At 51.3% G+C, this 15128-nt stretch carries 14 protein-coding genes; 12 read left to right on the top strand and 2 right to left on the bottom strand.

Annotation, left to right across the window (positions count from 1 at the left end):
* Window positions 1–87: 87 nt before the first annotated feature.
* The gene (locus A372_RS0101420) at window positions 88–1290 is read right to left on the bottom strand and encodes an MFS transporter (protein WP_019419064.1); all 1203 of its coding nucleotides are present in this window, start codon (window positions 1288–1290) and stop codon (window positions 88–90) included.
* Between the two features lie 32 nt (window positions 1291–1322).
* Window positions 1323–1871, bottom strand: coding sequence for a PadR family transcriptional regulator (locus A372_RS0101415; protein WP_019419063.1), 549 nt, complete (start codon window positions 1869–1871; stop codon window positions 1323–1325).
* Between the two features lie 221 nt (window positions 1872–2092).
* On the opposite strand from A372_RS0101415, the gene cysK reads away from it, so the two are divergent.
* From cysK to A372_RS0101355, 12 genes are all read left to right on the top strand, one after another.
* Window positions 2093–3031 carry a cysteine synthase A gene (gene cysK, locus A372_RS0101410; RefSeq protein ID WP_019419062.1) on the top strand — a complete coding sequence of 313 codons (939 nt, stop codon included), beginning with the start codon at window positions 2093–2095 and terminating at the stop codon, window positions 3029–3031.
* Between the two features lie 360 nt (window positions 3032–3391).
* Window positions 3392–4966 carry an anthranilate synthase component I family protein gene (locus tag A372_RS0101405; RefSeq protein WP_051004443.1) on the top strand — a complete coding sequence of 525 codons (1575 nt, stop codon included), beginning with the start codon at window positions 3392–3394 and terminating at the stop codon, window positions 4964–4966.
* Between the two features lie 30 nt (window positions 4967–4996).
* Window positions 4997–5572, top strand: coding sequence for an aminodeoxychorismate/anthranilate synthase component II (pabA, locus tag A372_RS0101400; protein ID WP_019419060.1), 576 nt, complete (start codon window positions 4997–4999; stop codon window positions 5570–5572).
* A 1-nt stretch (window position 5573) separates the two neighbouring features.
* Window positions 5574–6458, top strand: coding sequence for an aminotransferase class IV (locus A372_RS0101395; protein ID WP_019419059.1), 885 nt, complete (start codon window positions 5574–5576; stop codon window positions 6456–6458).
* 55 nt (window positions 6459–6513) lie between these two features.
* Window positions 6514–7356: a dihydropteroate synthase gene (folP, locus tag A372_RS0101390; RefSeq protein WP_019419058.1), complete on the top strand. Its 843-nt coding sequence runs from the start codon at window positions 6514–6516 to the stop codon at window positions 7354–7356.
* Window positions 7357–7418: 62 nt separating this feature from the next.
* Window positions 7419–7838 (top strand): dihydroneopterin aldolase, encoded by a 420-nt coding sequence (gene folB / locus A372_RS0101385; protein ID WP_019419057.1) that lies wholly within the window; start codon window positions 7419–7421, stop codon window positions 7836–7838.
* 2 nt (window positions 7839–7840) lie between these two features.
* A complete protein-coding gene (gene folK / locus A372_RS0101380) occupies window positions 7841–8428 on the top strand; it encodes a 2-amino-4-hydroxy-6-hydroxymethyldihydropteridine diphosphokinase (protein WP_019419056.1) in 588 nt (195 codons plus the stop codon).
* Window positions 8371–8586 (top strand): helix-turn-helix domain-containing protein, encoded by a 216-nt coding sequence (locus tag A372_RS35850; protein WP_036702913.1) that lies wholly within the window; start codon window positions 8371–8373, stop codon window positions 8584–8586. The genes folK and A372_RS35850 overlap by 58 nt, the downstream gene beginning before the upstream one ends.
* A gap of 87 nt (window positions 8587–8673) precedes the next feature.
* Window positions 8674–9663 (top strand): tRNA dihydrouridine synthase DusB, encoded by a 990-nt coding sequence (gene dusB, locus A372_RS0101370; RefSeq protein ID WP_019419055.1) that lies wholly within the window; start codon window positions 8674–8676, stop codon window positions 9661–9663.
* A gap of 411 nt (window positions 9664–10074) precedes the next feature.
* Window positions 10075–10551 carry a transcription elongation factor GreA gene (gene greA / locus A372_RS0101365; RefSeq protein WP_019419054.1) on the top strand — a complete coding sequence of 159 codons (477 nt, stop codon included), beginning with the start codon at window positions 10075–10077 and terminating at the stop codon, window positions 10549–10551.
* A 265-nt stretch (window positions 10552–10816) separates the two neighbouring features.
* Entirely contained in the window at window positions 10817–12325 is a 1509-nt protein-coding gene (lysS, locus tag A372_RS0101360) for a lysine--tRNA ligase (protein ID WP_019419053.1), read from the top strand.
* A 291-nt stretch (window positions 12326–12616) separates the two neighbouring features.
* Complete coding sequence (locus A372_RS0101355) at window positions 12617–14932, top strand: glycosyl hydrolase family 95 catalytic domain-containing protein (protein ID WP_036702916.1); 2316 nt, start codon at window positions 12617–12619, stop codon at window positions 14930–14932.
* Window positions 14933–15128 lie beyond the last annotated feature (196 nt).

The following is a 15128-nucleotide window of genomic DNA, read 5'->3' as shown; positions in this document are numbered from 1 at the left end:
CCCCTTTTGATCACGAAGCATTCCAAGATGTGATTCGACATCGAATCTTGCACTCACTCTTGAAGTCCGGTGCTCATGTAGTCTCGCCTACACTGCGCTGTTTCCTGCAGATAAAGCTGCAGAACGATATATGATGACCGCATAAACAATGGCGATGATGCTGAAGAGAATCAAGCATTCCTTTAGGCCAAAGGACTCCGCTGCGGTTCCGCTCAGTGTCGGCCCGGCGAACATGCCGAAGGAATAGGCGGTATTATAGATGGCAAACGTGAAGCCGTAGGAACGTATCCCCGCATCATCCGCAGCAGTGGACAGCTCCGACAGTGTGGGCGTAAGAATGCAGCCGAAGCCAATGCCGAGCACGGCCAGCAGAAGGCCAATCAGCGTCAAGTGGTGCACGGCGCCGATCCACGGTAAAGCAATCGCCGTGATGATAAGGCCAATCATAATCAGACGCTTTGCCCCCCATCGGTAAGCAAAAGTTCCCGCTAATGGTGATGTCACGCCATAAGCGACCGTAGGGATGGCAAAAAGGAGTCCAATCAGGCCCGGAGATGCGGAAAAAACTTGCTGTAAATGAATGGGCAGCGTCGGCTCCAATGCACTAGGCAATGAGGCGCCTAATACGATAACGCCTGAGATTAACAGCAGCTTAGGCCTTCGGATCAGTTGAAACATGTCTTGCGCAGATGCTTGCCGGGCCGAAGCGGCAGGCTCTGTATCTCGGAGCAGCAGAAATCTAAGAAACCCGTCCACTAAGGCCAATCCGGCTGCGACCAGAAACGGCAAGTGATATCCTCCCCATTGGTACAACCAGCCTCCAATAGCGGGGCCAAGCAGCATTCCGGCCGCTTGACCTGACAGAGCGTACCCCATTGCCTTGCCGCGTGCCGCGGGAGGGAATATATCGGCAAGCAACGCCAAGCCGGCCGTCCATGTGGCTGCCGCCGCAACGCCTTGCAGTATCCGCGCAACGACCAGCAGCCAAAATTGATGACTGAAGCCGAACAGTATTGTAGCGCCGGCGAGTCCGAACAAACCGAAAAGCATCGGTATGCGCCGGCCTGCCCTATCGGACCATATGCCCATCAAGGGGGTAGCTAGCAAGAGTGCGGCTGCATAGCTGCCGAACAACATTCCTATGGCGCCTTGCGAAGCGCCTAAACTAAGTGCATACCTCGGCAATACCGGCACAATGAGGCCATAGACGAGCATGTCGGTAAAAATCGCAATTCCGACCACCCATAATGCGGCCATTTGCGCCTTGCGCAAGCTTCGATCCGTCTGCATATCAATATCAATTCCCCATTTCTCCTTGCAGATTAGGTTTGATTTCCTTGCAGCAGGGCGTGTCGGATGTCCTCTATAAATTTTAGCTGCAGTGCATACTGCGCATAAATATTGGAGAAAATCAGCATGACATGCGGCGGAATCTCCATAAACTCGGCTTTTGCCGCCTGCCCGGCTTTCATCATGTCCATCATGGAAGCGATGCTTTGCTTTTGTTCATCCAACGCGCGGTGGATCTCATCCGTAGAGGTCTGACCGGCGGCATAAAATGTAAGTGCCGTATACAATGTCGTCGGCAGCTCGACCGAAGATTGTTGAAATGACGTCAAGAGCAAACGATCGAATTCCTCGCGGCCGTCTGATGTAATGCTGTAAATAGCTTTTGAGCGATTTCCTGTATGCTCCATATTTTTCAATTCCACCAACCCTTCGTCGTTCATTTTTCGCAGCGCATGATAGATGGATGCCGGAAATACGCCGGCCCACGTATCTGTTTGCGCGGATTGCATCGCTTGCTGCATTTCATAACCTGACATTTGGCCATGCTCTAACAGCAAACCCAGCACCATTAAACGTGTCATTTCATGCATCTCTCCATTTACTAAATGTTTTATACTAAACGTTTACTATTTGTTTTTATATTATTTTGAATGACGTCATTTGTCAATACGCTGCACGCAGTTTACTGGAACATATTTCTGTTGCTCTCTTGACATTCAACTTGCGGATTGTTAAGATGGAATAAAACCAAGTGAATTAGTCGGAAATGAACGTTAATGTTGAGCCATGGGAGGGCTTCCATATGCCAAGAATCGTCAACAGTGTAACTGAATTGATTGGGGACACCCCGCTGGTCCGTTTGAACCGTATTGTGCCTGAGGGCAGCGCGGAGATCTATGTCAAGTTGGAATATCAGAATCCGGGGGCGAGCGTTAAAGACCGGATTGCAATTAGTATGATTGAGGTAGCCGAGCAGGAAGGGCGTTTAAAGCCGGGCGATACGATCGTAGAGCCGACAAGCGGCAATACCGGCATCGGTCTGGCTATGGTGGCGGCAGCCAAAGGATACAAGGCGATCCTTGTCATGCCGGAAACGATGAGCATTGAGCGCCGCAATTTGCTGCGGGCATACGGAGCCGATCTTGTGCTGACCCCAGGCTCAGAAGGAATGAACGGAGCGGTTCGCAAGGCGGAAGAGCTGGCGGAGGAGAATCCCTCTTATTTCATTCCGCAGCAATTCAAGAACCAAGCGAACGTGAAGATTCACCGCGAGACGACAGGACCGGAAATTGTCGAGGCGATTCAAGCGTATGACGGCAAGCTGGATGCTTTTGTAGCGGGTATTGGTACCGGCGGTACGATATCAGGCACTGGAGAAGTGCTGAAGAGTAATTTCCCGGACATTCGTATCGTAGCGGTAGAGCCGGCAGCCTCTCCGATCTTGTCGGGAGGCAAGCCTGGAGCGCACAAGATTCAAGGCATTGGCGCGAACTTCGTTCCCGATATACTGAATCGGGAAATATATGACCAGATTATTGCAGTTGAAAATGACGATGCGTTCGAGATCGCCCGCCAAGTGGCTAAGGAAGAAGGCATTTTATGCGGAATTTCCTCAGGTGCAGCCATTCATGCCGCATTGCAGGTCGCGCGTGAGTTAGGCGAAGGCAAGCGCGTCATTGCGGTTGTACCGAGCAATGGTGAACGCTACTTAAGTACGCCGCTATTCAACTTTGAGAACTAAACATGCTTGACCTCCCCCTCGCGTTACGAGCGGCAGGGCGAACGGCGTTCGCTTGCAGCTATGACGAGAGGGGGTTTTTTATGATTAAGGAAAGATTGCCTCTAAATGCGTCATCACAATGACTCCGATTGCGGGCCTTGAATTTTTGAATTACATTAATTTACAACATGTGACCTTTTCTTATGTGCCGACTTTGACTATACTATTTGTTAAGAAATAAGATGTTAAGCGACGGCGTGAGAATCAATGCCTTGAAGAGGTTGTTCAAAAAGAGCCTTTTTTGAACACGCACTTGAAGGACATTTTTGATGGGGTGAACTAGTGGAGCAAGCAACTGTTGAGAAAGGATGGGCAGCGGTCATGCTTGAGCAGTGGCATCGCTTTGTGGAGGAAGGATATACGGTTCTTCCTTATGTGCTTAAGTTCGAGCTTCCGGCTGCTCAGGTGCGTATTCCTTCCTGGTTAGCCGCGTGGGAGGGGGCGGGCGAGCATGCTTTTGTATTGGAGAGCGGAAAGAGCGGAAGGTACACGTTCTTGGGCTTGAGCGCCGCATCGGTTATATCGGGCAAAGGTCGGGAAGCCTCGGTGTGGGAACCTCATCAGCCGACACAATCGCGCCAAGGAGATCCGCTTGAAATGATTCAACAATGGATGGCGCCATATCGTGCCCCACGTATACAAGAGGTCCCTAAATTTACAGGCGGCTGTGTCGGTTATTTGAGCTACGATGTTGCGCGTTCGATAGAGCGTCTGCCTATACTTGCCGATGATGACTTGGCTTTGCCAGACTATATATTTATGCAAATGAACGAATTGTGGATCGTCGATCAGACGGAGCATTGTCTTTATTGTGCGGTCATGACGACGGTAACCGATGGAGCGTTGTCTGCTAGATACGGTGCGGCAGAGCAGCGCGCGCATGCAATGAAGAGCCAATGGGACGATTGGTGGCAGGCATGCCAGCAGAAAGAGATGCAGGAGGAAGCGGAACGGCGTCAGCAGGCGCTAGAGGAAGGACTGTCCATTGACATTGAAGCGTTCGACGGGGTTCATACGGCGTTCCCCAAGGAACAATTCAAGGAAGCGGTCCGCAAAATCCAGAACTATATTAGCCAGGGCGACGTGTTTCAAGTGAACTTATCCATGCGTCAAATGCGCGAAATCAATGAATCGCCAGAGCGCTTGTATGAATGGCTCCGCGCATTGAATCCATCGCCGTATATGGGTCTGCTGCGATTCCCAGAGTTCCAGCTTGTCTCCTGTTCGCCTGAGCTGCTCGTTCGGGTAGAGCAAGGCGGGGTGAGTGCACGGCCCATCGCCGGAACGCGGCGCAGGGGGCTCACTGCGGAAGAGGATGTTCTTATGTCTGATGAGCTCATCACTAATGAAAAAGAGCGGGCTGAGCATATTATGCTCGTTGATTTGGTGAGAAACGACTTAGGGCGTATATCGAGGTACGGTTCAGTGCGAGTCGAAGAGCTTATGGTGATCGAGTATTACTCGCATGTCATGCATTTGGTGTCAGAGATAAAAGGAACATTGGCGGCAGACAAGGATGCAATTGACGTCATTCGGGCCGCCTTCCCAGGAGGAACGATTACGGGTGCGCCGAAGGTGCGCACGATGGAAATCATCGAGGAACTGGAGCCTGTTCGGCGCGGGCCATATACCGGTTCGTTCGGTTGGATTGACTATAATGGAGATATGGAATTAAATATTATTATTCGTACATTGACGCTGAAGGACGGCATTGGACATATCCAGGCCGGAGCCGGCATCGTTATCGATTCGGATCCGGAGCGGGAATATGCGGAAAGCTTAAATAAAGCGAAGGCGTTATGGAAGGCCGTGCAAATGAGCGAGCGCGATGTAAGAGAGCGGACCCGGATGGCTAGGGTGTCTGCTGCATCAGATGAAGCAGGAAAAGAAATATAATATCCATGCTGTGGGGAGGATGAACGCAAGATGATACTGGTCGTTGATAACTATGATTCTTTCACGTATAACTTGGTACAATATTTAGGGGAACTAGGCGAAGAGGTGCAAGTCTTTCGCAATGACGAAATTGATATCGAAGGAATTGAGCAGCTTAAACCGGATCATTTGCTGTTGTCTCCGGGACCGTGCACCCCGAACGAGGCGGGGATTACGCTCGACGTCATTGAACATTTCAAAGGCAGATTGCCTATCTTGGGCGTATGTCTCGGTCATCAAGCGATCGGACAGGCCTTCGGCGGCAAAGTGATCCGCGCTGAGCGGTTGATGCATGGCAAGACCTCTCCCATCCAGCATGAAGGACAATCGCTGTTCGCCGGATTGCCTAATCCGTTTACGGCGACACGCTACCATTCACTTATCGTAGAGCGTGAGTCTCTGCCGGATTGCTTGGAAATCACCGCAGAGACGGCTGAAGGGGAAATTATGGGTTTGCGTCACAAGGCCTATCCTATCGAAGGTGTCCAGTTTCACCCAGAGTCCATCATAACTGACCACGGACATCAGATGCTGCGGAATTTCTTGAACGTGAAAGCAGGCGCATAAGATGAAAGTCGTTGGGTGGAACGGGGGGGTAGTATTGAGCGAACAAGCCGCGGTTCCTGTTATGGACCACGGCTTTTTGTACGGAATGACCTTATTCGAGACGATGCGGACGTATGGCGGCCGCCCGTTTTTATTAGAGCGCCACTTGAAGCGCTTGGCCGAAGCATGCGGTACGCTGGGGATTCGATATACGTTGGACGTGAATCAAGCCGAACGTCATATTGGCGAGGTGATGGCGGCCAATGGGTTGGAAGAGGCTTATGTTCGGTATACGGTGAGCGCAGGTGAGAACGGCTTTGGCTTGCCTGCAGGCGATTACGTTGCGCCACTTACTTTAGTTCTGACTAAGCCGCTTCCGTCTATGCCGGATATGCTGTATGAGAATGGCAAGCCGCTGCAATTGCTCCGGACACGGCGGAACGTGCCCGAAGCAGACATCCGCTATAAATCAGGCCATTACATGAACAATATTGTGGCAAAGCGCGAACTGGCCGCCTGCCGCTCAGCCGAGCAGGGGGCGGAAGGGCTTATGCTGACCGCTGATGGCAAGCTGGCTGAGGGCATCGTAAGCAATGTGTTCTTTGTTGCGGGAGACCGGCTGTGCACTCCGGCTATAGAAGCGGGCATCTTGCCCGGTATTACGCGCGGATTTGTAATGGAACTGGCGCCAGCTTGCGGACTTCTCCCCGAAGAAGGAATGTATACGTGGGATGATCTGCGGCAGGCAGAGGAAATTTTTATTACGACATCTGTACAGGAACTGGTTCCGATTACTTCGTTATTGGATACGGACGGGAAATGGGTTCAAGTAGGTCAGGGACGAATTGGTTCATATACGGACAAGCTGCTGCAAATGTACCGTGCAGCGGCAGAAACTGTGCAGTGAAAATATGTTTCTGACGCATGGATGGACATTGGCGATTAGAGGAGATGAATGAAACATGCTGCAACCGACGTTTCGGCAGCGCACCTATCAATGGGATAATTGTTCCCTATCATTGGGCAGCCGCACGCTTGTGATGGGCATTCTGAATGTAACGCCGGACTCCTTCTCGGATGGCGGACGGTACAATCGGGTCGATCGTGCTATTGCCCATGTGCGGGAAATGGTCGCGCAAGGTGCGGATATCATCGATATTGGCGGAGAGTCGACACGGCCTGGCTTTGAACCTGTAGGAGCGGAAGAAGAATTAAGCCGGGTAATTCCGGTCATTGAGGCCCTTCATGCGGAGATGCCCCAAATTCCGATCTCGGTGGACACGTATAAGGCCGAAGTGGGGCGCAGAGCATTGGAAGCGGGCGCTCATATATTGAACGACATTTGGGGCTGCAAAAAAGATGAGCAAATGGCGCGTGCAGCTGCACAATATCAGTGTCCGATCATATTGATGCACAACCGTCCGGCAAGGCAGTACGATGACTTCGTGCAGGATGTGAAGCGCGATCTGCTCGAGAGTGTCGCTATTGCGACGGCGGCAGGCGTTAAGGAAGAGAACATCTGGCTTGATCCCGGCATCGGATTTGCGAAGAACCTTGAAGACAACCTGACGCTCATGCATCATCTGGATGAACTTGGGGAACTCGGCTATCCCGTGCTGCTTGCTGCTTCCCGCAAACGGTTCATCCGTGATACGCTTCAGCTTCCTGTTGATGAATTGGTTGAGGGTACAGCAGCCACTACGGCGCTTGGTATTGCGCAGGGCTGTCAAATTGTGCGTGTTCATGATATTGAAGCCAACGTGCGTACGGCCCGCATGTGCGATGCGATGCTGTATCCGCGCTAAAGCCAGCCGCACCCGCCGGTTTATCTGTTCGGTTCATCCTAAGAGAAGAGGGGCTTATAAACATGATCAAGACAAAAGTGGAAGGATATGACCGCATGCAGCTTCATCGCATGGAATTTTTCGGTCGGCACGGAGTATTTCAGGAGGAGCGCGCCTTAGGGCAGCTTTGGTATGTCGATTTGGATTTGCAGATCGACTTGCGGCAAGCAGGCGTATCTGATAACTTGAACGATTCGGTCAATTATGCAGATATTTTCTATATGGTGAAATCGATAGTCGAGGAACAATCGTTCCAACTGGTGGAGGCGCTGACGGAACGGATTGCAGCGGCGCTCCTTGATGCTTACCCTAGAATCAACGAAGCGACGGTACGCGTGACGAAGCCGCATCCTCCGTTCGACATTCATTTTCAAGGCTTGACCGTAGAAATGACGCGCGTGCGGGACCAGGATGAACAGTGCGCTGATGAGAGCGAGGCGTAACGATGGAGCGAGAAATAGAGCAAGGCGCGTCCAATTATGTATCGGGCGATGAGACGGGCCTCGTTATCGCATATATTGCGCTGGGAGCGAATATCGGTGATCGCGAATACTCACTGCACGCGGCGCTGACCGAACTGGATCGTCATCATGATATCAAGGTTGTTGCCTGCTCGGATATTTACGAGACGGATCCAGTCGGGTATGAAGATCAACCAGTATTTTTGAATATGACCGCTTGCTTGGCTACTGCGCTTGATGCGGAGGCGTTGCTGCAAGTGATGCTGGATATTGAGAAGCAGCTTGGTCGGGTGCGCAACATTCGCAATGGTCCGCGCGTCATTGACTTGGACTTGCTCTGGATGGAAGGCTGCAGCGTGAATACGCCCGATCTGACGTTGCCGCACCCTCGGATGGGTGAGCGTCTGTTCGTCATGGTGCCGCTTGCCGATATCGTGCCTGAATCGGATACGCAATTGCACGCATTCGTTCACCAGGCCTTGGGAACACTGGATGGAAAGGAAGGGATTCGGAAATGGAAACGAAGCAGCTGGCCAAGCGAATCCGCGCCTTCCGCAAGCTCAGGGGATTGACGCAGCAGCAGTTGGCCGATCGCGTGCGCATCTCCGTCTCCGTGCTCGGGGAGATGGAACGGGGACACCGCGAAATCGACGAGCGGACCATAATCAATATTTCCCGAGAATTAAATATTTCAAGGGATGAACTAGCCACACTACCCTCCATCCGGTAAAATGGAACTTTGGCAGCGTTACGCGCATGCAACAGCATTCAATGCACGAGTTGAAATAGATTAGTAAGAGAAAGGAGTGTGACCGAGATGCTGAAAATTGCAAACATCGAAATGAAAAATCAGGTCGTACTCGCTCCGATGGCCGGTGTATGCAATCCGGCTTTCCGGTTGATTGCGAAGGAGTTCGGCTGCGGCCTTGTCTGCGCCGAAATGGTAAGTGATAAAGCACTCGTTCACGGCAACGAGCGCACACGGGAAATGCTATATGTTGATGATCGGGAGAAGCCGCTTAGCCTGCAAATCTTCGGTGGCGATCGTCAGTCGCTGGTGGAGGCCGCCAAGATTGTCGATAAAGATTCCAATGCCGACATCATCGACATTAATATGGGATGTCCGGTGCCTAAGGTGACCAAATGCGACGCCGGGGCGCGCTGGCTCCTGGATCCGAACAAAATTTATGAAATGGTGTCGGCGGTTGTCGAGGCTGTCGAGAAGCCTGTTACCGTGAAGATGCGCATTGGTTGGGACGATGAACATATTTACGTCGTTGAAAATGCGAAGGCGGTTGAACGGGCAGGAGGGCAAGCGGTCAGCGTTCATGGACGGACGCGCGAGCAACTGTACACCGGTCAGGCGGATTGGAGCTTCATTCGTCAAGTCAAGGAATCGGTATCGATTCCCGTCATTGGGAACGGGGACGTGTTCTCACCGGAAGACGCCAAGCGAATGCTTGAGGAGACAGGCTGCGACGGCGTCATGGTTGGCCGTGGTGCGCTTGGCAACCCATGGATGCTGTATCGCACGGTGGAATATTTGACGAATGGAACACTGCCGCCAGACCCGTCTCCAGCGGAGAAGGTTCGCATTGCGATCGTGCATATGGACCGCCTAATTGCCTTGAAGGGCGAGAAGGTGGCGGTCAAGGAGATGCGTAAGCATTTGGCTTGGTATTTGAAAGGTCTGCCTAGCGCCGCGCGCGTCAAGGATGCTATTATGGAAGAAACGCGCCGTGACGAAATGGTCCGCCTCCTGGACGATTATGTGGCACAGGTGGAGGAGCAAGGGGACGCGATATAGAAGGACAGGTATTCCACAGACTTGTTGCGAGAACCGGCAGGACACATATCGTGTCCTGCTCGATTTTGGTAAAAGCCAATTCATCAATAATAAGGCGGCACTGATTGGAACAATTGATTGGAACAATCGTTGAAGCAGAACTTATCGAAGCGTTTTCAAACGAGTGTGCCGTCTCATTGACTTTTACTAATCCATCCCATATAATTCAACAATAGAAAATTCGCCTCGGGCCTTGGCATGTTTAGCGCAACAATTTCAAGCGATGAACAAGCAAGTAAAGAAGTCATCATGTGGAAAAGACGCCATATGATGAAATAAGGTATTCGCATCGGCTGCATCGGAAGTGATCGCTGTCAGGCGGCCCGGAGGCCGGAGTGCGAAAATATTGATCATGACAGGAGAATCGGTAAGATGAGCGATAAAGAAGTCATTCTGACCCAGGACGGTCTGAAGAAGCTGGAGGAAGAGCTTGAAAACCTCAAATCCGTAAAACGTCGTGAAGTGGCAGAGCGAATTAAAGTAGCGATCGGCTACGGCGACATCAGCGAGAACTCCGAATACGAAGATGCGAAGAACGAACAAGCATTCATAGAAGGTCGTGTCATTACATTAGAAAAAATGCTTCGCAACGCGCGTATCATTAACAACGATGAGATTGATACAGATACGGTAAGCATCGGTTCTACAGTTATCGTTGAAGATTTGGAGTTCGGCGATTCAATGGAATACACAATTGTCGGCACGGCGGAATCCGATCCGCTGCAAAATCGGATTTCGAATGAAAGCCCAGTGGGCAAAGCTATTTTAGGCAAGCAAAAAGGCACGGTCGTAGACGTTAGCGTACCTGCGGGCGTGATTCAATACAAGATCATTGACATCAAGCGCTAATTGCAACGACAAATGCGCCGAATGTGCAGTGAATGAATGGTGAAGGACAGGCATAAGTGGATGAAAGCTTCCAAGTGGAAGCTTTTTTCTCGATAAGGAAGAAGGCAGGCCGTTGCTGCCTTGCTTTGCGATTGAGAAATTTTCATGAAAAAAATTGAAAATAGAAATGAAAATCATATTGGGTGAACATTTATGCTCGCTATAATCCATTGGAGATCGTTCAGCATATAGCATTGAACGCATGCATAAGAAGGAGTGGAACGTTATGACGGACGTCGTCAATCAGGAAACCGAAATAAGCGAATTATTGCAAATTCGCCGTAACAAATTGGACGAGCTGCGCAAATTGGGCATTGACCCGTTCGGTAAGAAGTATAACCGGACACATACTGCCAAAGCAGTACTGGACAAGTATAACGACATGACGAAGGAAGAGCTGGATGAAGCGGGCGTGGAAGTGAGCCTGGCGGGCCGCATTATGGCGAAGCGCGGCATGGGGAAAGCGAGCTTTGCCCATATTCAGGATTTGACCGGCCGCATTCAGATTTATGTGCGTCAAGATACGGTTCCTGAACCGAAGTTCGAAGCATTCAGCATGCTCGATCTTGGTGACATTATCGGAGTGCGCGGTGTCATCTTCAAGACGAAGACGGGTGAGACAACGGTTAAAGTGCTTGAGCTTGAAGTACTGTCGAAGTCGCTGTATCCACTTCCAGAGAAATATCACGGTCTGAAGGACGTTGAGCTGCGCTACCGCCAGCGTTACGTCGATTTGATTATGAATCCGGAAGTACAACAGACGTTTATTGCGCGTTCGCGAATTATTCAAGCGATGCGACGTTATTTGGATTCGCTTGGCTACTTGGAAGTCGAAACGCCGACATTGCACACGATTGCAGGCGGGGCGGCAGCTCGTCCTTTCATTACACACCACAATGCGCTAGATATGCAGCTGTACATGCGTATTGCTATCGAGCTGCATTTGAAGCGGCTTATCGTAGGCGGTCTGGAGAAAGTGTACGAAATCGGCCGCGTATACCGCAATGAAGGGATATCGACTCGCCACAACCCGGAATTTACGATGATCGAATTGTATGAAGCGTATGCCGATTACGAAGATATTATGAATTTGACTGAGAACATGATTGCGCATATTGCACAGGAGGTTCTTGGCACAACGAAAATTCAATATCAAGGCCATGAGGTGGATCTGACACCAGCATGGCGCCGCGTCACTATGGTTGATGCGGTAAAAGAAGCGACAGGCGTCGACTTCTCCGTACAAATGACGGACGAAGAAGCGCAGCGTCTGGCGAAGGAACATAAGGTTGCGGTTGAGCCGCACTTTACATTCGGACATATCTTGAACGCGTTCTTCGAGCAATTCGTTGAAGAAACGCTCATTCAACCGACGTTTGTTATGGGACATCCGGTTGAGATTTCACCGCTTGCGAAGAAAAATGCTCAGGATCCGCGCTTTACGGATCGCTTCGAGCTGTTCATCGTAGCACGTGAGCATGCAAATGCGTTCACAGAGCTCAACGACCCAATCGATCAGCGTCAACGCTTTGAAGCGCAGCTAGAAGAGCGTGAACATGGCAACGATGAAGCGCATGACATGGATGACGACTTTATTCGTGCATTGGAGTATGGTTTGCCGCCTACAGGCGGACTAGGCATCGGCGTCGACCGACTCGTAATGCTTTTGACCAATGCGCCATCTATTCGGGACGTGCTGCTCTTCCCGCATATGCGTGATCGCAGCAATTCATAATATGATTAATGGGAAGACCAATTCTCTGCGGAGAGTTGGTCTTTTTTTGTCGTGTGCTACGGAAGGTACTATTTTCTCGCTGTTGTGTCGGCTATTGTAGGAATCGTGTGGAGTCATATGGGTGCGAGTGATTGCGCCAAGCAGTGGATTGACATTGCGAGTGGCGGTTGCTATGTTTGAGGTATCGATAACATTCATCTTAGAAATTTCCTCATGGCCTACTCTAACTAGGTGATTAAAGAACAGGGAATGGCAGCAGCGCTGTTATTCCGCGTTCATAAGGAGGAAGATATGTTCCAATCGGCAACGGAAAGGGAAGACAGATTGTGGTACCGCCAGCCTGCAAAGGAATGGATCGAAGCATTGCCCGTCGGCAATGGCCGTCTGGGCGCCATGCAATTCGGCGGGTGGGATACCGAACGATTGCAATTGAACGAAGACTCTGTCTGGTATGGCGGGCCAATAGCACGTGAAAATCCGCAAGCAGCAGCTCACTTGCAAGAGATCCGGCAGCTGCTGTTGGACGGTGAGCCGGAGAAGGCGGAGCGGGTAGCCCGCCTGACGCTTACCTCTATACCGAAGCATTTCGGCCCGTACCAGACGCTGGGCGATATGAAAATGATCATCCACGGCGGAGTGGGGGAAGTGATTGGATATGAGCGGGAGCTGTCGTTAGGTGAAGGAATAACTCGCGTGCGCTATGAAAGGGACGGAGCGGTCTATGAGCGTGAACTGTTCAGCAGTGCGGTGGATCAGGTGATTGTGCTGAGAATGAAGGCTTCAGAATTGCAACGACTGTCTTTATCCCTGTATTTAAACCGACGGTCTTTTGAAGAGGGTACTGTAGTTGTTTCACCTGACACGATTGCAATGCAAGGCCAGTGCGGGAATGAAGGTGTGCGTTTTTGTGTCGTTGTGAAAGCGCTTGCCGATGGAGGGCGCGTGCAGACTGTCGGTGATTTTTTGTCCGTGGAATCGGCGGATGAGGTAACGATGTATATTGCTGCGGCGACGAGCTTTCGGGAAGAGGATCCGCTTGGAGCATGCCTTCACCAGGTGGGGGCGGCGTCAGCTAAGGGGTATGAACAGGTACGAGCGGAGCATATCCAAGATCACCGCGCTATGTATGACAGGGTGTTGCTTCGACTGGAGGGAACGGGGGCGGAAGCAGACTATGCTAAGGACATGCCCACGAATGAACGACTGGAACGTTTCCGGCAAGGGCATGAGGACCCAGGACTATTTGCATTGTTTTTTCAATACGGACGCTATTTATTGATGGGCAGTTCTCGTCCCGGTACGCTGCCATCCAATTTGCAGGGAATATGGAATCCCCACATCACGCCGCCATGGGAATGCGATTATCATCTAAATATTAATCTGCAAATGAATTATTGGCCTGCGGAAGTGACTAACTTGGCGGAATGCCACGAGCCGGTATTTGATTTGCTGGATCGACTGAGAAGCAATGGAACACGGACTGCGCGCATACTGTACGGGGCGGATGGGTTCGTGGCTCATCATGCGACAAATCTATGGGCGGATACTTCACCGGTGAGCGATGTGGTGTCAGCGACGATTTGGCCAATGGGTGGTGCTTGGTTGGCGCTGCATGCATGGGAGCATTACTTGTACGGTCAGGATGCCGTGTTCCTGCGTGAGCGCGCTTATCCCGTTATGAAAGGTGCGGCGCTCTTTCTGCTCGACTATATGATGGAGAACAAGCAAGGGGAATGGGTAACGTCGCCTTCCCTGTCACCGGAGAACCGTTATCGTTTGCCGAATGGCAACAGCGGGACGCTATGCATGGGTCCGAGCATGGATACTCAAATTAGCAGAGCTTTATTTGAAGCTTGTCTGCATGCAAGTGAACAATGGGAAAGCGAGGCAGGCTTTCGAGGACGGCTTCTAACCGCTCTGTCCAAGCTTCCGCCGCATCGAATCGGTCAATATGGACAATTGCTGGAATGGGCCGAAGATGTGCAGGAGGTGGAACTGGGGCACCGCCATATTTCACATTTGTTTGCTTTGTTCCCTGCGGATGACATCACACCTTTTGCCACACCTGAGTTGGCCCAGGCTGCACGCCGCACGCTTGAGCGGCGGTTGGCGCATGGTGGGGGACATACGGGCTGGAGCAGGGCTTGGATTATTTTGTTCTGGGCTCGCCTGGAATGTGCTGAGCTTGCCTACGAAGATATATCGGCCTTGCTTCGTAAGTCGGTGCATCCGAACTTGTTCGGTGACCATCCGCCGTTTCAAATCGACGCCAACTTCGGAGGTACGGCAGCAATAGCCGAAATGCTTCTGCAATCGCACGGGGATGCGATAGCCTTCCTGCCTGCGCTTCCTAAAGCTTGGCCGAATGGAGAAGTACGCGGAATGCGTACACGGGGAGGATATGAAGTGGATATGATATGGGGGGAGGGCCGTCTGAAGGAAGCGATACTTACCGCTGTGCAGAGCGGAGCTTGTCGAATCCGCTCTTCCTATGATCTGATTATCCGCGAGGAAGGCAGTCAGGAAGTATTGCGTTTGGAGGCCTCGGTGAAAGGCAGGGCATGGAACGTGAGTGGCGGGAGGCGGTATTTCATTTCTCCTGTATAATGCATTTTCCTTCTATATAAGAAGTGGGATCGAACCGAGCTTGTTCCTTGAGTGGTCTCATGATTCGGTTCGTCCCAGCTAGGGTAATGGAGGGAAGAGGAGCAGGGATTTGAAAGCTAAATCAAATTAATTTAAAACAGTAATTTTTTACCTGTTGCACACTATTGAACGACGTGATATATTATAAAAGTCGCCG

The organism is Paenibacillus sp. OSY-SE (assembly GCF_000283315.1).
In the GTDB taxonomy this organism is placed as follows: Bacteria; Bacillota; Bacilli; order Paenibacillales; family Paenibacillaceae; genus Paenibacillus_B; species Paenibacillus_B profundus.
This window is presented reverse-complemented; position numbering and strand designations above follow the sequence as displayed.